This window comes from Brevundimonas sp. Marseille-Q4549 (genome assembly GCF_976940555.1).
In genome coordinates this window covers 1044250-1065649 of the sequence record NZ_CDRHXG010000001.1, presented here as the reverse complement: position 1 = coordinate 1065649, position 21400 = coordinate 1044250, and the positions used below count along the sequence as shown (strand labels likewise).

The 21400-nt window shown below is 67.8% G+C and carries 21 protein-coding genes; 12 read left to right on the top strand and 9 right to left on the bottom strand.

The window, feature by feature from the left end; all coding sequences use genetic code 11:
- Positions 1–13 precede the first annotated feature (13 nt).
- The 3 genes from ACWPV3_RS05365 to ACWPV3_RS05355 are packed head-to-tail and all read right to left on the bottom strand — an operon-like array spanning position 14 to position 2579.
- Entirely contained in the window at positions 14–379 is a 366-nt protein-coding gene (locus ACWPV3_RS05365; protein ID WP_292088030.1) for a response regulator, read from the bottom strand.
- The gene (locus tag ACWPV3_RS05360; RefSeq protein ID WP_453977116.1) at positions 376–651 is read right to left on the bottom strand and encodes an STAS domain-containing protein; all 276 of its coding nucleotides are present in this window, start codon (positions 649–651) and stop codon (positions 376–378) included. The genes ACWPV3_RS05365 and ACWPV3_RS05360 overlap by 4 nt, the downstream gene beginning before the upstream one ends.
- Positions 651–2579 carry a methyl-accepting chemotaxis protein gene (locus ACWPV3_RS05355; RefSeq protein ID WP_453978504.1) on the bottom strand — a complete coding sequence of 643 codons (1929 nt, stop codon included), beginning with the start codon at positions 2577–2579 and terminating at the stop codon, positions 651–653. Before ACWPV3_RS05355 ends, ACWPV3_RS05360 begins: the two co-directional genes overlap by 1 nt.
- A gap of 332 nt (positions 2580–2911) precedes the next feature.
- Here ACWPV3_RS05355 and ACWPV3_RS05350 point away from each other — a divergent pair, with 332 nt between their 5' ends.
- From ACWPV3_RS05350 to ACWPV3_RS05335, 4 genes are read left to right on the top strand one after another with little or no spacing between them, the layout of a single operon-like run.
- A complete protein-coding gene (locus ACWPV3_RS05350; RefSeq protein ID WP_453977115.1) occupies positions 2912–4054 on the top strand; it encodes a sensor histidine kinase in 1143 nt (380 codons plus the stop codon).
- Positions 4048–4662, top strand: a complete 615-nt coding sequence (gene fixJ / locus ACWPV3_RS05345; RefSeq protein WP_453977114.1) for a response regulator FixJ — start codon at positions 4048–4050, stop codon at positions 4660–4662. Before ACWPV3_RS05350 ends, fixJ begins: the two co-directional genes overlap by 7 nt.
- Positions 4663–4709: 47 nt before the next feature.
- Positions 4710–7199 (top strand): helicase-related protein, encoded by a 2490-nt coding sequence (locus ACWPV3_RS05340; protein ID WP_453977113.1) that lies wholly within the window; start codon positions 4710–4712, stop codon positions 7197–7199.
- Positions 7196–7471 (top strand): RNA-binding S4 domain-containing protein, encoded by a 276-nt coding sequence (locus ACWPV3_RS05335; protein WP_292088035.1) that lies wholly within the window; start codon positions 7196–7198, stop codon positions 7469–7471. The genes ACWPV3_RS05340 and ACWPV3_RS05335 overlap by 4 nt, the downstream gene beginning before the upstream one ends.
- 67 nt (positions 7472–7538) lie before the next feature.
- Here ACWPV3_RS05335 and ACWPV3_RS05330 read toward each other — a convergent pair whose 3' ends face one another.
- Entirely contained in the window at positions 7539–8165 is a 627-nt protein-coding gene (locus ACWPV3_RS05330; RefSeq protein WP_453977112.1) for a YceI family protein, read from the bottom strand.
- A gap of 184 nt (positions 8166–8349) precedes the next feature.
- On the opposite strand from ACWPV3_RS05330, the gene fdxA reads away from it, so the two are divergent.
- Together fdxA and ACWPV3_RS05320 are read left to right on the top strand one after the other, a co-directional pair.
- A complete protein-coding gene (gene fdxA / locus ACWPV3_RS05325; RefSeq protein WP_017505910.1) occupies positions 8350–8691 on the top strand; it encodes a ferredoxin FdxA in 342 nt (113 codons plus the stop codon).
- Positions 8692–8989: 298 nt separating this feature from the next.
- The gene (locus ACWPV3_RS05320; protein ID WP_017505911.1) at positions 8990–9520 is read left to right on the top strand and encodes a CarD family transcriptional regulator; all 531 of its coding nucleotides are present in this window, start codon (positions 8990–8992) and stop codon (positions 9518–9520) included.
- Between the two features lie 128 nt (positions 9521–9648).
- Here ACWPV3_RS05320 and ACWPV3_RS05315 read toward each other — a convergent pair whose 3' ends face one another.
- Positions 9649–10158: a DUF3617 domain-containing protein gene (locus tag ACWPV3_RS05315; protein ID WP_453977111.1), complete on the bottom strand. Its 510-nt coding sequence runs from the start codon at positions 10156–10158 to the stop codon at positions 9649–9651.
- A gap of 248 nt (positions 10159–10406) precedes the next feature.
- On the opposite strand from ACWPV3_RS05315, the gene rpmB reads away from it, so the two are divergent.
- Positions 10407–10703 carry a 50S ribosomal protein L28 gene (gene rpmB, locus ACWPV3_RS05310; RefSeq protein ID WP_054764747.1) on the top strand — a complete coding sequence of 99 codons (297 nt, stop codon included), beginning with the start codon at positions 10407–10409 and terminating at the stop codon, positions 10701–10703.
- A gap of 200 nt (positions 10704–10903) precedes the next feature.
- Here the strand turns inward: rpmB and ACWPV3_RS05305 are convergent, their stop codons facing one another.
- Positions 10904–11107: a cold-shock protein gene (locus ACWPV3_RS05305; protein WP_291536502.1), complete on the bottom strand. Its 204-nt coding sequence runs from the start codon at positions 11105–11107 to the stop codon at positions 10904–10906.
- A gap of 415 nt (positions 11108–11522) precedes the next feature.
- On the opposite strand from ACWPV3_RS05305, the gene ppk2 reads away from it, so the two are divergent.
- The 3 genes from ppk2 (at position 11523) to ACWPV3_RS05290 (ending at position 14393) form a co-directional block, all read left to right on the top strand.
- On the top strand, positions 11523–12272 hold the full coding sequence (gene ppk2, locus ACWPV3_RS05300) for a polyphosphate kinase 2 (protein ID WP_312735984.1): 750 nt from the start codon (positions 11523–11525) through the stop codon (positions 12270–12272).
- Between the two features lie 330 nt (positions 12273–12602).
- A complete protein-coding gene (gene tldD, locus ACWPV3_RS05295) occupies positions 12603–14033 on the top strand; it encodes a metalloprotease TldD (RefSeq protein ID WP_453977110.1) in 1431 nt (476 codons plus the stop codon).
- Between the two features lie 63 nt (positions 14034–14096).
- On the top strand, positions 14097–14393 hold the full coding sequence (locus tag ACWPV3_RS05290) for a hypothetical protein (RefSeq protein WP_292088043.1): 297 nt from the start codon (positions 14097–14099) through the stop codon (positions 14391–14393).
- Between the two features lie 10 nt (positions 14394–14403).
- Here the strand turns inward: ACWPV3_RS05290 and ACWPV3_RS05285 are convergent, their stop codons facing one another.
- On the bottom strand, positions 14404–15279 hold the full coding sequence (locus ACWPV3_RS05285) for a TraB/GumN family protein (protein WP_453977109.1): 876 nt from the start codon (positions 15277–15279) through the stop codon (positions 14404–14406).
- A gap of 199 nt (positions 15280–15478) precedes the next feature.
- On the opposite strand from ACWPV3_RS05285, the gene ACWPV3_RS05280 reads away from it, so the two are divergent.
- Positions 15479–17551 (top strand): TonB-dependent receptor plug domain-containing protein, encoded by a 2073-nt coding sequence (locus ACWPV3_RS05280; RefSeq protein ID WP_453977108.1) that lies wholly within the window; start codon positions 15479–15481, stop codon positions 17549–17551.
- A 79-nt stretch (positions 17552–17630) separates the two neighbouring features.
- On the opposite strand, the gene ACWPV3_RS05275 is transcribed toward ACWPV3_RS05280, so the two are convergent.
- Positions 17631–19562: a peptide MFS transporter gene (locus tag ACWPV3_RS05275; RefSeq protein ID WP_453977107.1), complete on the bottom strand. Its 1932-nt coding sequence runs from the start codon at positions 19560–19562 to the stop codon at positions 17631–17633.
- A 254-nt stretch (positions 19563–19816) separates the two neighbouring features.
- Here ACWPV3_RS05275 and ACWPV3_RS05270 point away from each other — a divergent pair, with 254 nt between their 5' ends.
- Positions 19817–20965 carry an N-acetyltransferase gene (locus ACWPV3_RS05270; protein ID WP_453977106.1) on the top strand — a complete coding sequence of 383 codons (1149 nt, stop codon included), beginning with the start codon at positions 19817–19819 and terminating at the stop codon, positions 20963–20965.
- Between the two features lie 13 nt (positions 20966–20978).
- Here the strand turns inward: ACWPV3_RS05270 and mscL are convergent, their stop codons facing one another.
- Entirely contained in the window at positions 20979–21392 is a 414-nt protein-coding gene (mscL, locus tag ACWPV3_RS05265) for a large-conductance mechanosensitive channel protein MscL (protein ID WP_313452706.1), read from the bottom strand.
- Positions 21393–21400 lie beyond the last annotated feature (8 nt).

Here is a 21400-nt window from a genome sequence, read left to right as displayed (position 1 = left end):
TCGGTCTCTTGGATTAAGCCGCCACGCGGCGGACGGCGTCCACCAGCTTGGCGGGGTCGAAGGGTTTGACGATCCAGCCCGTGGCGCCGGCGGCGCGGGCGCGGGCCTTCTTCTCGGCGTCGCTCTCGGTCGTCAGCACCAGCACCGGCGTGGTGCGATGGTTGGGATCCGCGCGCATGCCCTCGATGAAGCCGAAACCGTCCATGCGCGGCATGTTGATGTCGGTGATGACCACGTCCGCGCCCTTGGCGGCCAGGGTCTCCAGCCCATCCACGCCGTCGACGGCCTGGATCACGGTGTAGCCCGCATCCTCCAGCGCCATCAGCAGCATGTCGCGCATGGTGCGGGAATCGTCGACGGTCAGAACGGTCTTGGTCATGCAAGCGCCCCCTCGGCGTTGAAATCGGGCGCGCCGAACGCCGCCCATTGCTCGGCCAGAGCTTCGGAGACAAAGCCTAACCTTAGGTTGAGACCGTCCGCCGCCCAGGTCTTGCGGGCGGCCAGCAGCACCTGCAGGCCCAGCCCGCCCAGGCGTTCGACGGCGGAGCCGTCCAGCGTCAGGTCCTTGCCCCTGCGGACCAGGATGTCCGCCTTCAGGGTTTCGGCCGCCTTCAGGTCCAGTTGGGCGGGCAGAAGCAGGGTCTCGCTCATCAGAACTCCTCCCATCCGTCTTCGACGACGGTGGTCTGTGGCTTCAGGGCGGCGCCGCCGCGACCGAGGGTCTTCAGCGCCTGGACGATGCGACCTGCGGGCTTGGGCGCGGCCGCCGAAGCCGCGGCCTGCGGCCGGGCGTGCGACACGGGCGGGGACGCGACAGCGCCCACCTGGAAGTGCGACACCGAGGACTGAAGCGACTGCGCCTCCTGCGCCAGCGAATGGCTGGCGGCGGTGGATTGTTCGACCATGGCGGCGTTCTGCTGCGTGACCTGGTCCATCTGGTTCACCGCCGTATTGACCTGGGCCAGGCCGACGGCCTGCTCCTGGGCCGAAGCGGCGATTTCCGAGACCAGGCTGTCGATCTCGGCGACGCGGCCGACGATACGCTGCAGGGCCTCGCCGGTCTCGCCGACCAGTTTGACGCCCGCGCCGACCTGTCCGGCCGAGGCCGAGATCAGGGTCTTGATCTCCTTGGCCGCCTCGGCCGAGCGCTGGGCCAGGGCCCGCACTTCGGAAGCGACGACGGCGAAGCCGCGTCCCGCCTCGCCCGCCCGCGCGGCCTCGACCCCGGCGTTCAGCGCCAGCAGATTGGTCTGGAAGGCGATCTCGTCGATCACGCCGATGATCTGGTTGATCTGGTTGGACGACTGTTCGATGGCGGTCATGGCCGACACGGCGTCGGCGACGACCACGCCGCTGCGTTCGGCGTCGCCGCGCGCGGCCTGGACCACGTCCGAGGCCTGGCGGGCGCCCGAGGCGGTCTTGTTCACCGTGGCGGTGATCTCGTCCAGGGCGGCGGCGGTTTCCTCCAGCGAGGCCGCCTGCTGCTCGGTGCGACGCGACAGGTCGTCGGCGGCCTGAGAAATCTCGCCGGCGCCCGAACGGATGCCCGCGACGTTGGACACGACCACCGAGACCGCCTGCTGAAGCTGGGCGATGGCGGCGTTGAAGTCGGATTTCAGTTGCTCGGCCTTCGGTGCGAACTCGACCTCGATGCGGTGCGTCAGGTCGCCGTTGGCCATGGCCGACAGCCCCTGGCCCAGGGCGGCGATGGCGATCTGGTCGGCCTCGGCCTCACGGGCCTTTTCGGCTTCGCGGGCGGCGCGCTCCTGCTCCGTCTGCGAACGCTGCGACAGGGCCTCGGCCTCCAGGCGCGTCTTCTCGACGGCGGCGTCGCGGAAGGCGACGATCGCCTGCCCCATCTTGCCGAACTCGTCCTTGCGGTCCGCGCCGACGACCTGGATGGCGGTGTCGCCGGCCATCAGCTTCTGCATATAGCCGATCATGGTGAAGATCGGCCGCACGATGGCGCGCGTCACGACGAAGCCCGAACCCAGGGCGATGGCGATGGCGGCGATCATGCCGATGACGACGGCGATCATGGCGTCGTGCGCCGCTTTGCTCTGCCCGTTGCGCGCCGCCGTCAACGCCGCCAGGTTGGTTTCCTGCAGTTCGTTGATCGCATCTTCGCTGGGGCCCATGTAGTTGTCCGCGACGCCCTGGCGGCCGACCATGGTCGCGGCCTCGGCGACCTTGCCTTCGGCGATCAGCGCCTGCCCGGCTTCGACCACGTGCTTGTACCATTCGGCGTTGGCCTGAAGCGCCTTTTCGACCGGCGCATCGCGCTCAGCCGGCAGATCGGCGCGCAGCTTCTCCATCGCCTCCAGGAATTTGGCGCGGTGCTGGTTCACGCGATCCAGATAATAGCCGTCCCGCGACAGCAGATAGCCGCGATAGGCGTTCTCCTGGCGAGCCAGATAGAATTCGGCCGTTGCGGCGGTGCGGTTGATCTCGTTCTCATGTCCCCGGACCTCGCCCGCGGCGTTCAGCGCGCTCAGGCTGCTGACCACGACCGCGCCCATGACGGCGATCGCCGCCAGCACCATGGCGAAGGCCACGAACAACTTCCGGCCGACCGGCATATTCTCAAGAAACTTCACGCGCTTACACCCCAAAAATCTGTCACAAAGCAGCCGCGCGCGGTCATGGCGAGGGGACGGTTCCCTCGCATCGCGAAGCGCAGGGCTGCTGCATCGCGACGAAGGTGCCTTGGCGGTTCATATTATTCCTGAACCGGGGAATAAGTAAGATTACCTAGACCGAGCCCCGGCTCTGACGGCGAGGGTCCGTCGGAAAAGCAAAATCGCTTCAAAACAGGCGATTGATTGCGTATTTATACGGAATAGTATCCTAAACGGCGTCGCGCCGAATTCGGCCGGCCGGGAGCGGGAAAATTTCGGATGCGCTGTTCCGCATGACGCGGGATCAGGTTGCGAGCAGGATCGCGGCCGATCCCCAGCGGCCGTGGCTTTCGGTGGCGAAAGGCTGGCGGAGCGGACTCCTGATCGCCTGCGTCTCGGTCGGCGTCGCGGCGACGCTGCGGGCGCTGCTTCAGAACATCGGCCATTTTCACTATCTGCCGCTGCTTCCCGCCGTCATGGTCGTGGCGCTCATGGCGGATCGCCGGGCGGCGGCGGTCGCCGTGGCGCTGTGCGTCGCCGTCGACCTTGTCCTGACCCGCAGCGAACAGACGGACGCCATCGTCCAAGCCGTCGTCTTCGTCGTCGTCGCCGCCGTCGTCGCCGAACTGTGCCGCCGCTTCGCCGAAGCCGTCGAGGCGCTGCGCGACGCGCGCGACGCCGTCGATCTCGTCCAGTCCCCGCGCGAACAGGGTCCGAAAGACCAGCCTCACGGCGTCTGGCGGCTGAACGCGATGGGGGAAATGGCCGCGACCCTGGCGCATGAACTGAACCAGCCGCTGTCGGCCGCCGCCGTCTATCTGCACGCCGGCCGCCGCGACGCCGCCCTGGCGGGGCCGATGGGCGACAGCGTCACCCGCTCGCTGGATCTGGCCAAGACCCAGATTCTGCGCGCCGGCGACATCATCCGGCACATGCGCGAGCGGATCTCGACGGGCGACCACGCCATCCGGCCCGAGCGGGCGTCGTCCCTGGTGGAGGAGATGGCGCCCGTCTTCGCCATGATCGGCCGAGACGCGGGCGTGACCATACGGTTCGACATCGACGGCGAGGATGACCACGTCATGGCCGACCGCATCCAGATTCAGCAGGCCGTCTCCAATCTGGTGCGCAATGCGGTGGACGCCGTGAACGGTCGGGCCGAGCCGCTGGTCCTGATCGTCGGCCGTCGCATAGGATCCGAAGCCTACGAGTTCCGGGTCGAGGACAACGGCCCCGGCATATCGCAGGACCGGATCGACCAGATCTTCCGCCCGATGGCCACGTCCAAGACCGGCGGCATGGGCCTGGGCCTGTCCGTCACCCGCTCCATCGTCGAGAGCCACGGCGCGACCCTCAAGATCGACCGCAGCACTCTGGGCGGCGCCGTCTTCGCCTTCCGCCTGCCCCGCGTCACGGAGGCAGAGACCTCATGTTGACCCCCTATTCGGTGTTCATCGTCGACGACGACGCGCCCATGCGGGACTCGCTTTTGATGCTGTTGCGAGGGGAGGGCTTGCGCGCCCGCGCCTTCGTCGGCGCCGCCGACTTCCTGAACGCCCTGCCGGACGACCGCTACGCCTGCGTGGTGACCGACGTGCGGATGCCGGGCATGGAGGGACCCGAGCTGATCCGTCGATTGCGGTCGCTGCGCGGCGACGCCTGGCCGATCATCGTCATCACCGGCCATGCCGACGTGCCCCTGGCCGTGCAGACGATGAAGGCCGGCGTGACCGATTTCATCGAAAAGCCGTTCGATCCCGACCGCATCCTGGAGTCGGTTCGGGGCTGCATGGCCGCGCTGGACGTGCTGACCGCGGAACGGACACAGCAAGAAGAGACGCAGTCCCGCCTGCTGACCCTGACCCCGCGCGAACGACAGGTGTTCGACGCCCTGATCGAGGGCCGCTCCAACAAGGAGATCGCCCAGGCGCTCGACATCAGCCCCCGCACCGTCGAGATTTTCCGCGCCAAGGTCATGACCAAGATGCAGGCCGGCAGTCTGTCGGTGCTGGTCCGCATGGGCCTTCGTGCGCACGGCCGGTAGCCGCCGCGCTTGCCGTCGCCGGAAATCGTCGCCACCTTGACACCATCATGAGCGACCGGTCCGCAGGTCTGGCCCCCTCGCGCGTCACCGCGGTCCTGGGCCCCACAAACACCGGCAAGACCCATCTGGCGGTCGAGCGGATGCTGGGTCACGCCTCGGGCATGATCGGCCTGCCGCTCAGGCTGCTGGCGCGCGAAATCTATGAGCGGATCGTCAGACAGCGTGGGGCCTCAGCCGTCGCCCTGATCACCGGCGAGGAGAAGATCGTCCCGCCGCGCCCGCACTATTTCGTCTGCACCGTCGAGGCCATGCCCCTGGAGCGGTCGGTCGAATTCCTGGCCATCGACGAAATTCAGCTGGTCGCGGACCCTGAGCGCGGCCACGTCTTCACCCAGCGGCTGCTGCACGCGCGCGGCCGGTTCGAGACCATGTTCCTGGGCGCCGGGACCATGGAGCCGCTGATCCGCCGCCTGGTCCCGGACGTGGAGATCGTGACGCGCGACCGGCTGTCCACCCTGTCCTATGCCGGATCGAAGAAGCTGACCCGCCTGCCCCGCCGCAGCGCCATCGTCGCCTTCTCCACCGACCGGGTCTACGCCATCGCCGAACTGATCCGGCGCCAGAGGGGTGGGGCGGCCGTGGTGATGGGCAGTCTGTCGCCCCGCACCCGCAACGCCCAGGTCGCCCTTTATCAGTCGGGCGAGGTCGATTTCCTGGTCGCCACCGACGCCATCGGCATGGGGCTGAACATGGACGTGGACCATGTGGCCTTTGCGGGCTTGCGGAAGTTCGACGGGCGCCGGACCCGCTGGCTGCATGCCCATGAGATCGGCCAGATCGCCGGGCGGGCGGGCCGCCACCTGCGCGACGGGACGTTCGGCGTCACGGCCGAGGCCGAAGACCTGGACCCGGACCTCGTGGAGCAGGTGGTCGAGCATCGGTTCGATCCGGTCGAGGCGGCGGAATGGCGCAACGCCCGTCTGGACTTCGACACCCTGCCCGACCTGTTGCGGTCGCTGACGGTGACGCCGGGCCGGTCGGGCCTGAGCCTGACGGCCGAGGCGCTGGACGAGACCCTGCTGCGCCGCCTGATCAAGGACGAGGAGATCGCCCGCATCGGCCGATCGCGCGGGGCGATCATGCGGCTGTGGGAGGCGTGCCAGCTGCCGGACTTCCAGAAGACGACGCTGGACGAACACGCCCGTTTGGCCAAGGACGTGTTCCACGCCCTGACCGGCAAACGCGGGCGGCTGAACGACGACTGGATGGCGCCGCGCTTCGCCTTCGTGGACCGCGACGACGGCCAGATCGACCAGTTGTCAGCGCGGCTGTCGGCGGTGCGCACCCTGTCCTACATCGCCAACCGGCCCGACTGGGTTCACGACGCGCAAGGGTGGCGCGACAGGACCCGCGCGCTGGAGGATCGGCTGTCCGACGTGCTGCACGAACGGCTGACCGCGCGGTTCGTGGATCGGCGCACCACGGCCCTGATGCGCGCCCTGAACGTGCGCGACGACACATTTGCAGGCGTCGCCGACGACGGCGAGGTGACGGTCGAGGGTCAGGTGGTGGGCCAGCTGGAGGGGGTGCGCTTCCAGATGGAGAAGGGCTCCTCGGCGCTGGAGGACCGCACCCTGCGTCAGGCGGCGGTGCGCGCCGTGACGCCCGAGATCAACCGCCGCCTGGGCCGTCTGGCGTCAGAGCCGGACGAGGCGTTTTCCGTCACGCCCGACGGCGCGGTGCTGTGGCGCGGCGTGCTGACGGCCCAGGTCACGGCGACGCCGCAGGGAGCCGATCCGTTTTCGCCCGCCGCCCGCCTGTTGGGCGATCTGGGTCCGACACCCGCCCGCGAGCGCGCCCAGCGCCGCATCGAGGCCTGGCTGGCGTCCGAGGCGGGCCGGGCGCTGCGCGACCTGCGCCGTCTTCGCCAGGCGGTCGAGACCGGCGCCCTGAAGGGCCTGCCGCGCGGCGTCGCCTTCCGCCTGATCGAGGCCGGGGGCCTGATCGACCGGCGCGAGGTCGAGCGCGATCTGGCGGTCCTGAGCCAGGTGGAGCGCCGCACCCTGAGAAGCTTCGCCATCCGCGTCGGCGTCCATTCCATCTGGCTTCCGGGCCTGCAGAAGCCGCGCGCGCGCCATTTCGCACAGGCCTTCGTCGCCGCCCCTCTGATCCCGGCGACGCCCGACCTGATCCCCGCCCCGGTCGAGACGCCCTCGCCGCGCCTGTTGTCGGCCCACGGCCTGCGGCTGGCGGGACGCTGGCTGGCGCCGGTGGAGACGCTGGAAAAGATGGCCGAGCTGCGCGCCGCCAATCACGGGCGATTGTCGGACGAAGCCCTGACCGAACTCGGCTGGAACGCCGCTCAGGCGAAACAGGTCATCGCCGCCCTGAAGACCGAACGCGCCCGCCAGGCGGACAAGCCCGGCGTCCAGCCCAGGCCGGTGAAGGATTCGCCGTTCGCGGCGCTGGCGGCCCTGACGGAGACGCCGCCCGCGCGGCCCAGACGCCGCCGCCCGCGTCGGAAGGCCAAGGCTTGAGCGAGGACGCCTGCCGCATCGACATCTGGCTGTGGCGCGCGCGGTTCGTGAAGACGCGGGGGCTGGCCGCCGATCTGGTCGAGCGCGGCGCGGTGCGGCTGACGCATCACGGGCGCGAGACGCGGCTGGACAAGCCCAGTCGCGGCGTCCACGTCGGCGACCTGCTGACCTTCGCCCAGAACGGACGCGTCGTCAGCCTGCGCGTGGAAGCCTTGGGCGAAAGGCGCGGACCCGCCGAGGAGGCCCGCGCCCTTTATTCGCTTACAGCCTAAACGGCCTCATGTCGCGCGAAGCGCGGTAGGCCAGGAATGACCTCATGTAGCGCAAAGCGCGGTAGGCCTACTTCTGAATCACGAACTCGCCTTCGATGTGCAGCTTCACCTCGTCGGACACGGCCGGCAGGGCGTAGTTGATGCCGAAGTCCGAGCGTTTGATGGTCGCCTCGCCGTCGAAGCCGGCCTTGTAGGCGCCCATGACGGTGCCGGCGCCGTTGAACTCGACCTCGATGGTGACGGGCTTGGTCACGCCCTTCAGGGTCAGGTCGCCGACTACCATGGCCTCGTTCGGATCGGACGGATCGACCGTCACCGAGCGCGAGACGAAGGTGGCGGTCGGGTGATTGGCGGTGTCGAAGAAGTCGGCGGTCTGCAGGTGGGCCTTCAACCGGTCGTCGTTCGGCGCCACGTCGGTCAGCGGGATGGTGGCGGTCAGGGTCGAGGCGGACGGGTTGGCCGGGTCCAGCTTCAGTTGGGCCTTCACGTTCACGAACTGGCCCGTATAGGTCGACAGGCCGAAGTGGTTGACCGACCAGGTGATCTTGCCGTGGCTGGATTCCAGGTCGTAGTTCCCGGCGGTGACTTCGGCGGGGATCTTGGTCAGGGCGGCCTGGGCGACCACGGCGCCGCCGGCGGCGAGGCTGAGCGCCAGGGCGCCGACAACGGCGTATTTCACGAAGGGAGAGCGCATGGAGGAATCCTGTCGGTGGGATGAATATGCAATCGATACAGTTGCGATTAAGCCCTGCCGTTGTCAAGGCGGACGCGCCGGCCTTGAGAACCGCTCTCGCCTTAAGCCCCGCTGTTGACAGTTGGTTGCGCGGCCGCCATGTCGCAGGCCTCTCGCCCACAGACCGACGCCCGCCCTTCGCCTCATGACCTACATCGTCACCGACGCCTGCGTGAAATGTAAGTTCATGGACTGTGTCGAGGTGTGTCCGGTCGACTGCTTCTACGAAGGCGAGAACTTCCTGGTCATCGCGCCCGACGAATGCATCGACTGCGGCGTGTGCGAGCCCGAATGCCCCGTCGACGCCATCGTCCCCGACACCGAGGACGAGCCGGACGGCAAATGGCTTCAGGTCAACGCCGAATACGCCAAGGTCTGGCCCAACATCACCGTCAAGGGCACGCCTCCCGCCGACCGCGAACAGTACGAGCGCGAGACCGGCAAGTACGAGAAATACTTTAGCCCCAAACCGGGCAAGGGCTCCTGAAGTCCGGGCGCGGGCCCGGCCGGGCCTTGCCGCAAATCCACGTCCGCCTTGTGGACGTTTTGAAATTCCGCAGATTTGTGATAGGTTCTGTTTCATTGGATCGGGCGGTCCGCGAAATCTTCGCGCCGCCCGTGTTTGCGACAGACTCCCGCCCTCACGGGAGCGGCCAGAGGTTTGGTGATCCGTTTCCGCATTTGACGCCTGACAGCCTTCGCCCGACGGATCGTTCCGCCGGCGAGACCCTGTTTGCGTTCGACGCGCCTTCGCTTCGCCCGTCCCTGACCGGGAAAGGACGAATATGACGAGCAAGACTGGTCTGGAGTTCAAGGTTGGCGACGCGGTCGTCTATCCGGCGCACGGCGTCGGCAAGGTGGCGGCGATCGAGACCCAGGAAGTCGCGGGGATGTCGCTGGAGGTCTATGTCGTGACCTTCGACCACGAGAAGATGACCCTGCGCGTCCCGACCAAGAAGGCCGTGACGGCCGGCCTGCGTTCGCTGGCCGCCGACGACGTCGTGACCAAGGCCCTGACCACCCTGAAGGGCCGCGCCCGCATCAAGCGCACCATGTGGTCGCGACGCGCCCAGGAATACGAGGCCAAGATCAACTCCGGCGACCTGATCTCCATCGCCGAAGTGGTCCGCGACCTGCACCGCGCCGACACCCAGCCGGAACAGTCCTATTCCGAGCGTCAGCTCTATGAATCGGCCCTGGACCGCATGGCCCGCGAAGTCGCCGCCGCCAACAAGATCGACAAGGACGCCGCCGTCGAGCTGCTGGCCAAGTCGCTCAGCGCCAAGAAGCCGGTCCCGACCGCCGAAGCGGCCTAAGCTTCGACGTCGAACAAACGAAAAGGCCCCGGAGCGATCCGGGGCCTTTTTGCTGTGCAGATTCCGCCTTCACCCCGTCATCCTCGCTCTGGCGGCCAGGACGACAAACGTTCGGGCGAGCCGCCGCCTCAGAAATACTCGGCGTTGGCCGGGCACTGGGCGGCGAGGCGGCGCGCGGTGATGCTGGCGGGGATATAGGGGGTGCCGCGCACCAGCTGGGCGCCGCCGCGGAAGCTGAAGCTGGTGTCGGTGTAGGTCCCGCTCAGGCGCACGGCGATGCGGCGGCCCTTGCGGTCCTGACACGTGCCTTCGAAGCGGGCGTTTCCATCGCCGACCACGCGGGTCGGATAGGTGCAGCGCCATTTGTTGGTCGACAGGCCGCCGAAGAAGCGGTTGATCTCGCTGGGGCGCACGCACTTCTGTTCGGTGTCGCGCTGGCCCACCGCGCTGGTGGTGTATTCCCAGTAGCCGGGCAGGACTTCGGTCTGGGCCGCCGTCTGGGCCGGCGCCAGGGCAGGGGCGGCCAGCAGCACCCCGCCGGCGACGACAGGCGCCAGGACGGCCAGACTGCGAAGGGGCAGGCTGCGACGGGGCAGGCTGCGACGGGGCAGACGATCGATCAGGGTCGGACGGGACATGGCGGACTTCTGTTCATCTGTGGTCTTCATCATATGGCCCATAGGCCGCGTCATTTGAATGACGCCTGAACGGGCCGGTTCCCTGCCGTCCAGACTCGGCGGAGTCGCATCGGCCAAGACTCGGCTTGACGCCCACGCCGCTGATCCCTTATACGGCCCCCTCTCGCGCGGGACACCCTCCCGCGCGCACTCGTTTCATGCGTTCGCTCCCCGTATCGGGTCGGACGCCGCACCTTAAGGATCTGACGATGTCGCGTCGTTGCGAACTCACCGGTATCGGCCCGATGGTCGGCCACAGCGTGAGCCACTCGAACATCAAGACCAAGCGCCGCTTCCTGCCGTCGCTGAAGACCGTCAAGGTCACTTCGGACGCCCTGGGCCAGACCTTCAGCCTGCGGATTTCGAACGCCGCCCTGCGCACCCTGGACTACAAGGGCGGCCTGGACGCCTTCATCGTCAAGGCCCGCGACGAGCAGCTGTCGATCGCCGCCCAGCGCATCAAGCGCCAGGTCCGCGCCAAGCTGGCCGAGCAGGCCGCCGCCTAAGTCGGGCGACGCAAGCACGATCTGGAAAGGGCCGGCGGCGACGCCGGCCTTTTTCTTTGCCCGGCGCCGGGTCTTGACCGCCGCCCGCTGGAAACGCCGAAAACCCTCCGTCGCGATGAACGCAGGGCCCAGACGCCTGAGAGACGGCGCAAAAGAAAACGGGCGTGGATCGCGTCCACGCCCGCTTCCCTTGTCTCGACTTAGAGGAGCTTGAGGTCCACCGCCGAGGTCTTGCCGCGCTGGTTTTCCAGCTCGTATTCGACCTTGGCGTTCTCATCCAGCCCCTGAAGGCCGGCCTTCTGAACGGCGGTGACGTGCACGAACACGTCGGAACCGCCGCTGTCGGGCTGGATGAAACCATAGCCCTTGGTGGGGTTGAACCACTTGACCGTACCGGTCGCCATGTCTGCGTCTCCGTAAACGCGCTTTTCCAGGCGGATCCCTCTCGAGGTGATCCGACAATCCATCTGGACAGCTCGTTCAGTGAAGGAGCGAGACGCGGGTGTGGACCCCACGCAAAATCCGGATTGCGGCGATGTTGTCACCCGCCTTTTCCGGTCGGTCAACAGCAAAGCGAATCGCGCCCGGCCCAAACACCCTTAACGGCAGACCCCGCCCGAGGCCGCGTCCAGGTGCGGACGGCCCTTGTGCGCAGCCTTGTATTCGGGGCTGGAGCCCATTGGGAAACAGGGCGCACAGCATCGGGGCCGCCTTGCCGATCCCGCCCGTTTCGCGCCGACCGCTGCGGCCCGGTCGACGTCCGGCCGGTCCATCGGCTCCGCCCTTGCTCCCGCGTCAAACCTGGCCCAGTCTCGCCCCATGGGAAAGAAATCCGACGCCTACGACGCCGAGCTCGAACATCTGCAGCTTGCCCTGGTCCAGACCCAGGCGTGGACCATCGAACACGGCTCGCGCGTGGTCATCGTGCTGGAAGGCCGCGACACCGCCGGCAAGGACGGCGCCATCAAGCGTGTGACCGAATACATGTCCCCGCGTCAGACGCGGGTGGTCGCCCTGCCCAAGCCCAGCGACCGCGAAACCAGCCAGTGGTATTTCCAGCGTTACGTCCCCCACCTGCCGGCGGCGGGCGAGACGGTCATCTTCAACCGCTCCTGGTACAATCGCGCGGGCGTTGAGCCGGTGATGGGCTATTGCACGCCCGAACAGTACGCCCAGTTCATGACCGACGCCCCCCGGTTCGAGCGGATGCTGACCGACGACGGCATCGTCCTGATCAAGATCTGGCTGGACATCTCGCGCCAGGAACAGGCCAAGCGGCTGAAGGAACGTCGCGTCGATCCGCTGAAGAAGTTCAAACTTTCGTCCCTGGACGCCGAGGCCGAGGCCCGGTTCGACGCCTATTCCGACGCCCGCGACCGGATGCTGGACGAGACCGACCGCCCCTTCGCCCCCTGGACCGTGATCGCCACCGACGACAAGAAGATCGCGCGGATCAACCTGCTGCGCTATGTCCTGCGCACCCTGGACCACACCGACGCCAAGATCGAAAAGCCCGACCCCGACGTGGTCCTCACCGCCGCCAAGGCCAAGGGGCGGCTGGCGCGGTAGGTTCCCGCCTTCTCCTCATTGCGGTTCTTCGCTGCGGCATGAGGGGAAGACGTCCGCCAGGCCGATCCGATGGATGTCGCGCGACCGGGCGCCGTCGCCGCTTTCGTTTCAACCGCTTACCGCAGCCCCAACCGTTTCCCGTCGCCTGGGTCGGGCGGCGTGCCATCCTTCGGACGACGCCCCGCCCCGGCGGCCGCCAGCGGAATTTCGGACAAGTCGGACTGTTCGGACTCTGTTTTTTCCGCCGCCCCGTCCGACGCCCTGTCCGACGCCCTGTCCGAATCCGTCGCGGCAGGTGACGAACGGCCCCGGAGACCCTACCTAGCGACCATGACCGTTCACGCCGCACCTCCCCCCATCCTCGACGCCGCCGGCGTCGATCCGGACGAAGCCCTGTCCATCCTGAAGGCGGCCCTGACCGGCGCCGACGACGGCGAACTGTTTCTGGAGCGGTCCGAAAGCGAAAGCCTGGTGTTCGACGACGGTCGGCTGAAATCCGCCGCCTATGACGCCAACGAAGGCTTCGGCCTGCGGGTCGTGGCGGGCGAGACCGCCGGCTACGCCCACGCCAATGAAATCTCGGCCGCCGCCCTGCGGCGCGCCGCCGACAGCGCCGCCCTGGCCAAACAGGGCCACGCGGCCCGCGTCGCCGACAGCCCCCGCGCCACCAACCAGAAACTGTATGGCGAGGTCGATCCCCTGGCCGCGCCCGCCTTCTCGGACAAGATCGCGCTTCTTGCCGAGATCGACGCCTGGGCGCGGGCGCGCGATCCGCGTGTGGTCCAGGTGTCCGCCTCTCTGATCGGGGAACGCCGCGCCATCGAAATCCTGCGCGCCGACGACCGGGCCGTGCGCGACATCCGCCCGCTGGTCCGGCTGAACGTCTCGGTCACGGTCGAGCAGAACGGCAAGCGCGAGAGCGCCTCGTCCGGCGCAGGCGGCCGCGCGGGCTTCGAGGAATGGATCGCCCCCGACCGCTGGCAGGCCCAGGTGGACGAGGCCCTGCGCCAGGCCCTGGTCAACCTCGACGCCGTCGACTGCCCGGCCGGAGAGATGGACGTGGTCCTAGGCGCCGGCTGGCCCGGCGTCCTGCTGCACGAGGCCATCGGCCACGGCTTCGAGGGCGACTTCCACAGGAAGGGCTCGTCCGTCTTCAACGGCATGATGGGCAAGCGCGTCGCCGCACCGGGCGTGACCGTAGTGGACGACGGCTCCATCGCCGGGCGTCGCGGTTCCCTGTCCGTCGATGACGAGGGCACCCCCACCTCGCGCACCGTCCTGATCGAGGACGGGATCATGGTCGGGCTGATGCACGACCGACTGTCGGCGCGTCAACTGGGGGTCGCGGCCACCGGCAACGGCCGGCGCCAGTCCTTCGCCCATATGCCCATGCCGCGCATGACCAACACCTTCATGGAAGGCGGCAAGGATTCCAAGGCCGACATGATCGCCAATACGAAGCGCGGCCTCTACGCCGCCAACTTCTCGGGCGGCCAGGTGGACATCACCAACGGCAAGTTCGTGTTCCAGTGCAACGAGGCCTATCTGATCGAGGACGGGGTGATCACCGCCCCCGTGCGCGGCGCCACCCTGATCGGCGACGGGGCCACGGCCCTGACGAAGATTCAGATGATCGGCGACGACTTCGCTTTCGATCCCGGCGTCGGCGTCTGCGGCAAGGCGGGTCAGGGCGTGCCGGTCGGCATCGGCCAGCCCAGCCTGAAGATCGGCGGCCTGACGGTCGGCGGCACCGCCGTCTGACCGCGTGCGGAACCGGATCGCGCGACCGTGAGTTTCCCCGCCACACTGGAGAGGAGACACCCCATGCCCACAGAACGCACGGTCGAACACCCTGACGGTCGCGTCGAGCGCATCACCGAAAACTCTGGTCCCACCGTGGTCGAACGGCGCGGCAGCGGCATGGGCGCCGTTGTCGCGTTGATCATCGGCCTCCTGGCCATCGTGGTGATCGGCTATTTCCTGATGAACATGAACCGCAACGACGCGATCGAATCCAACGCCGTCGCCGGCGCGGCCGAAAGCGTCGGCAACGCCGCCGACAACATCGGTCAGGCCGCCCGCGACGCCGTTCCGCCGGCCCAGTCTGCGCCGGCCCGCTAGGTAGACATGCCTAGGGCGCGGGCGGGCGCCAGTCGGGGCCCAGGGGCTCCAGCCCGTCCCGCGCCAGCCGGTCCAGCAGGCCGTCCGCCTCGGCCAACAGGCGCAGCGGCGCGATCGCCAGGGTGACGCCCGGCTCGGCCAGGGACCGGTCAACGGCCTGGGTCCAGACTTCGCGCAGCCGCGCCGACTGGCCCATCACCGACCAGTAGGAACAGGCGCTCACCGCCTGCTCCAGCGGCGAGGCCACGACGGCCTGAACCCGTCGCCGCCGCCAGTCCTCGGCCCGCTGCGCGCCCGCCTCCGGTCCGGCCTCGGCCGCCGCCACCGCCGCGACCATACAGCCGTCATAGGCTTCGGGCGGGGTGGTCAGGAAGCGGTCGATGATCTCGTCGCCCCGGAACACGCCGACAGGTTCGGCCGGCTTGCGACCCGCCCGCGCCGCCTTCCTGACGACCTCCGACACCGGCCGCGCCCGCCGGGCGTAGCCGCCCTGCTCCATCAGGTCCGACGACAGCATCAGGAAGCTCTGACGGCTGGGGCCCTGGCCCGTCACCCGCTCCAGCCGCGCCTCCAGCGCCGGCGGCAGATAGTCGGCGCTGGTCCGGTCGTCCGGCAGGCGCGTCAGGGTCCGCACCCGCCAGATCACCCGCCCCAGGTCCGCCAGCGACGCCCGTCCTTCCACGGGGAACAGCACCCGATCCGCCCGCTCGACCGCCGAAACCAGGGCGTCGGTGCGCCACTCCATATCGCGCGGCAGGCCGTCGATGGCGCCGACCAGGATCAGCACGCTGTCCCCGCGCCGCACCTCCCACATCGGCCCCTCGATCCGGCGCGCGGTGACGACGATGTCCTCCACCGTCTCGGCCGGCGCTTCCTGCGCCGCCAAAGGCGTCGCCGTCGCAAGGAAAACCGCAGCAATGATCAGTAGATGATTTCTCATTACATGACGGTAATACACTTTACTGTATTCGACGTAATGAAATCCCTGTAATGATGTCGTCGATTTAATCCACCTTGCCGCCTTGTAACTGGAGAACAGGGCTACGCCCCGGCACATCTCCCTTCGACAAATCGAGGGGAAATCGATGACCAAGACTTTTCTGATGGCCGGCACGGCCCTGTTCCTGACCGCCGGCGTGGCCTTCGCCGGCGAGGCGCCGCAGGTGGCCGAGGCGCCCGTGCCGACCGGCCCGACCAGCCAAGCGCCGCTGTCCGACGCTGCCCAACGCGGCGTCCTGGTCTTCACGCCCGATTTCTTCACCGCCCAGCGCCCCAACACCGCCCTGGACATGGTCAACCGGGTGCCGGGCTTCTCGGTCGACGACGGCTCGGGCGCGCGGGGCTTCGAAGGCGCGGTCGGCAATGTGCTGATCAACAACAACCGCCCGGCGTCCAAGAACGACTCCGGCTCCAACGTGCTGAGCCGGACGCCGGCCGGTCAGGTCGAACGCATCGAGCTGATCCGGGGCGGGGCCGCCGGCATCGACATGCAGGGCTTTTCGGTCGTCGTGAACGTCATCCTGAAGAAGGAAAGCAGCCGCCAGTCGATCCTGACCTGGAACACCACCCAGTTCGAAGGCGCGGGCCAGGACCTGTACGGCGGCAGCTATCAGTTCACCGCCCGCAACGGCGACCGCAGCTGGGGCGTGACCCTGTCCGACGGGATCAGCATGAGCGATTCCAACGGTCCCGGCCGCACGATCCGCCGCAACGCCGCCGGCGTCGTGATCCGCGACGAACTGACCGAGCAGGACGGCTATGGCGGCGGTAACTCGATCCGTGGCGCCTATGCCGGACCGCTGGCGGGCGGCAAGATCGACCTGACGGCCCGTTACGGGATCAACGACTGGCACGGCTCGAACCTTAGCCGCTCGGCGGCGACCTTCCGCGAAAGCCTCGACGATCAGGATTCCAAGGGCGGCGAGTTCGGCGCCACCTGGACCCGCGCCCTCAGCCCGCGCTTCAACCTGGAAACGCGGTTCATGCACGAGTTCGGCAGCTGGGACGGCCTGTCGACCTACAATGTCCGGATCAACGGCGCGGACGCGCCCGAGCAGCGTTTCGCCTATTCCGGCGACAATTCAGAGACCATCCTGCGCGCCATGGTGCGCCAGGAATGGTCGCCCAAGCTGACGGTCGAGACCGGCGCCGAAATCGCCTACAATATGCGCCAGACGGATCAGGCCTATAGCGAAGGCGGCGTCGCCATCCCCCTGCCCAGCGCCTCGGTCAAGGTCGAGGAGACGCGCGGCGAGGCCTTCTCCAAGGGCACCTGGCGGGTGCGGTCGAATCTGACGCTGGAGGCCGGCCTCCGGCTGGAAACCTCGACCATCAGTCAATCGGGCGACGCCGACCAGGAAAAGAGCTTCTTCTTCGCCAAGCCGCGCCTTCTGGCCACCTGGACGCCGCGTCCGAACAACCAGCTGCGTCTGCGCTTCGAGCGCGAGGTCGGGCAACTGGACTTCTCGGACTTCGCCGCCTCGGCCGACCTGAACTCCGAGAACGTCTATGGCGGCAACGTCAATCTGGTGCCCGAGCAGCGCTGGATCTCGGAAGTGGCCTACGAACGTCGCTTCTGGGGCGAGGGCATCGTCTCAATCGGCTATCGCCACGACCAGATCGTCGACGCCATCGACCGCATCCCCCTGGCCGACGGCCTGTCGGCGGTGGGCAACATCGGCGACGGCACGCTGGATCAGCTGTCGCTGAACGTCACCCTGCCCCTGACCAAACTGGGCGTGCCCGGCGCCCGTTTCACCTTCAAGAACGACTGGAATAAGACCGCTGTCACCGATCCGACGACGGGGCTGGAGCGGCCGATCTCCGGCGTTCGCGCCTCCCAGGCCAATGTCGGCTTCGAGCAGGACATCGCCAGCTGGAAGCTGCAGTGGGGCGTCAACTGGCTGCCGCGCCTGGGCCAGGGCAACTATTCGCCGGATCAGGTGTCGAAGTGGAGAGGGGCGAACTATTTCGAGTCCTTCGTGGAGTACAAGCCCAGCCCGACCCTGTCGCTGCGCGCCCAGCTGAACGTCTGGAACGACTTCACCCAGACCCGCACCGTCTTCGCCGACCGCCAGACCCGCGCCGTCCTGTTCACCGAGGACAGCGAAGTCGATCCCCGCACCTTCGTCTCGATCCGGGTGCGCAAGACCTTCTGACCGGGGCTTCGGCGCTAAAAGAAAAGGGCGGCTTCCGCGTGGACGCCGCCCTTTCCTTTTGATCGATCCGTCTTCTGGATCAGCCGACGGTGGAGGTCCGCGGCGCGGCGATGTTGCCGTCTTCCTGACCTCGATCGGTCAGATCGGGGCCGGGATGGTCGCCGCCGCTGTTGGCGCCATGCGACCAGCCCTTGATGAAGAAGCTGACCACGATGAAGGCCACGCCGATGCCCATGCCCCACATCCCCAGCATGCCGAACACCTCGAGCGAGGTGCGCAGCGCCGCGCCGGGGTTCAACACCTGACCGCCCACGGTTTCCGTTCCGGCCAGGCCGGCGATCCAGCCGCCGACATATTGGGCGATGGAGCTGGCCAGGAACCAGACGGCCATCATGAAGCTGACCACCTTGGCCATCGACAGTTTGGTGATCTCCGACAGGCCCACCGGCGACAGGAACAGCTCGCCCGTCGTGTGGAACAGATACAGCAGGCCCAACAGGATCAGCGGCATCTGGAAGGCCGAGTTGGCCATGCCGGCGCCCCACACCACCACCATGAAGCCCAGCCCCACCTGCAACAGGCCCAGACCGAACTTCATCGTCGGATTGGGATCCAGATTGCGCTTGGCCAGGAAGGCCCACAGCGCCGCCATGATCGGCGCGAAGATCAGGATGAAGCCGGCGTTGAACGACTGGGTCTGGGCGGCCGTGATGGTCGAGTCGATCCACAGGCCGCTGGGCGTGATGCCCGCCGCCGCCAGCTGCGCCGGCGTCCCGACCGTCATGCCCAGGAACTTGAAGGCGTGCGGGGTGATGGACAGGTCCACGTTCCGGTCGGCGAACAGGTTCAGCGAGGTGCCGGCCTGTTCGAACAGGGTGAAGAAGACCACCGAGCCGAAGATCAGCACCAGGGCCAGCATCATCCGCTCGCGCTGGGCCTTGCTCTCGCAGACCTTGACGATGACGTAGAGGATGAACAGCAGCGAGGCGACGGTGGCGGCGCCCAGCACCCAGCCCACCAGGGCGTTGCGCTGAACCATGAACCAGACCACGCCGACGCCCAGGATGCTGGCCAGATAGATCGACCATTCGCGGTTGATCGGACCCAGGACGGGCTTCTTCAGATCAGCCTCGGCCGGCGGCTCGCCCTTGCCTTGCAGCAGGGGCTTGCCCAGGACGAAGACGACCCAGCCCAGGGCCATGCCGACCCCGGCCAGGCCGAAGCCCGCCCACCAGCCGACCGTCTGGCCCAGAAGACCGCACAGGACGGCGGCCCAGAAGGCGCCCAGGTTGATGCCGTAATAGTAGAGGGTGAAGCCGGAATCGCGTCGCGGATCGCCCTGCGGATACAACTGCCCGACGATGGTGGAGATGTTCGGCTTCAGGAAGCCGACCCCCATGATGATCAGCGAAACCGCCAGATAGAAGACGTTCACGCCCGCCATGTCGCGGGTCGTCTCGATCTTGTAGTCGGCGGTCGGGATGACGGCCGGCAGGGTCGAGGTCGCCGGCAGGCCCTGTATGGCCAGGCCGTTCTCGGCCGGTTCGAACTTGTACTTCTGGCCGTCGATGACGATGGCCACCTCACGCGCCGCGCCGCGGCCTTCAGCGTCGATCTGATAGGTCTGGCCCGCATAGGTCAGGGTTTCCGTCGCCGGACGTCCCTCGAAGGCCATCATGCCGTGACCGGCGACCAGCAGAAGGGCGCCGAAGGCCACGGCCTTGCGCGTGCCGATGAAACGGTCGGCCATGATGCCGCCCAGCAGGGGCAGCAGATAGACCAGCGAGGTGTAGGAGCCGTAGGTCGACCCCGCCAGGGCGTCGTCGAACAGGAAGTGCTGCGTCAGGAAGAAGATCAGAATCCCGCGCATGCCGTAGTAGGAGAACCGCTCCCACATCTCGGCGAAGAACAGGATGATCAACCCTTTCGGATGGTTCTTCAGGATTTGAAGAAGCACGGGAACGCCCGTGGCGAGGGTGATGACCACCCCCAGAAGAATGACGATATTCATGCCTACCCTTTGTCATCGGGACCGTTCCGGTCCTCGGTCGCATTGAGAGGAGGCGAACGCGCGCCTCCCCGCCCCCGTGGCGAAGGGGTGAAAAGACCACCGGGTCCGTTGGTTTACAAGCGCTAACGCGACGTGACCGGTGGTCGCGGCGGCGCGCGCAATGAATTTACAACCTATGGATGTTTCACTTGGCGCAACCCCTGCAATGAAGGAGGCCGCCAATCCGGCGCGTGTTCATTATGGGATTTCGCCCCTTGTCCTTGCGACCGATCCGCCGATCCGACCATGAGGGGCTGAACCGCCTTCATCGCGCGGTGGGCTGGCCCGAGCGGTCGCCGGCGGGCTGGCGCTGGCTGGAGGACAATCCCGCGCGCCGGGATCTGGATGCGCCGATGGGCTGGGTCGTGACCGACGACGGGGATGAGCCGGCGGCCATGCTGGGCAATTTCGTGCAGCGGTTCCGGCTGGGCGCGCGCGCGCTGCACGGGGCCACGGGCTTCTCCATCATCGTGCCGCCCGAGCGCAAGGGCGCCAGCCGAGGCCTGATCCGCGCCTTCCTGGCCCAGCCGGGCCTGTTCGCCCGCTACACCTTCAACGCCAACGCCCGCTCGGCGCCGCTGTACAAGCTGTTCGGTCTGAAGCCCTGGCCCGACGCGACCCATGATCTGAAACTGTCGTGGATCGTCGATCGGTTGGCCTGCGCCCAGGGGCGGGCGTTGCGTCACCTCCTGGGGCGGACCTCGGCCGATACGGCCGCTCGGCTGGGCGAAAGGTTGATGAACCGGCGCCTGTTCCAGCCCGAGGCGTTGCGCCTGCCCCCCGACATCACGCCGCTGCGCGACCTGTCGGACGGATCGCCCTACGCGGACTTCTGGCGCGCCCTGTCGCAGGAGGATCGCCTGCTGGCGGACCGCAGCCCCGAGGTTCTGCGCTGGCGGCTGGCCGATCCCGACCTGACGACGCCGCCCGTGCTGCTGGCCTGCGTTCGGGACGGTCGGATCGTCGGCGTGGCCCAGGCCCTGATGACCAAGACCAGCCTGATCGAACCGCCCTGCCTGGATATTCTGGACCTGATCGCCCTGAACGACGCGCCCGACGCCGTCGCCCGGCTGGCCCGATGCCTGATCGACAATGCGCGGGGCCTGGGCGCGGCCAAGGCGCGACTGCAGATGGCGACTCCGGCCCTGCTGCAGGCTCTGGGCGACCTGGGCGAACAGGCGCGACGCGAGGGCGGCTGGGGCCACTGTCACGCCATCGTCGACGATCCGGCGCTGGCGGCCGCCTGGGCCCCCACGCCGTTCGACGGCGATTACGGCGTCTGTTCACGCCCCGTCCCCTTGCCGCGCGTCCGGCGCGGGACGGTTCGGGCGGCGACGCCCGCCGGCCGGGTTTCCAAGGCCTAGAGGGCTTGGGACCTCAGGGTCGGGCCTTCAGTTCGTCGCGGATCTCGATCAGCAACTGTTCGGTTGCGGTCGGGGCGGCGGGGGCGGCGTCCGGCTCGGCCGCCTGCTGACGGCGCAGCTTGTTGATCAGCTTCACCATCATGAAGATGACGAAGGCCACGATCACGAACTGGATCAGCACATTGATGAAGGCGCCGTATTCGATGACCGCCGGCGCCCCCTTCGGATTGGTCGGATTGACCGGCAGGGTGATCTTCAGATCGGCGAAGTCGATTCCGCCGATCAGCCAGCCGATGGGCGGCATGACGACCTGATCCACCAGGCTGGTGACGATCTTGCCGAACGCCCCGCCGATAATCACGCCGACGGCCAGGTCGACGACATTGCCCTTGACGGCGAACTCGCGGAATTCCGACAGCAAACCCATGACGCTCT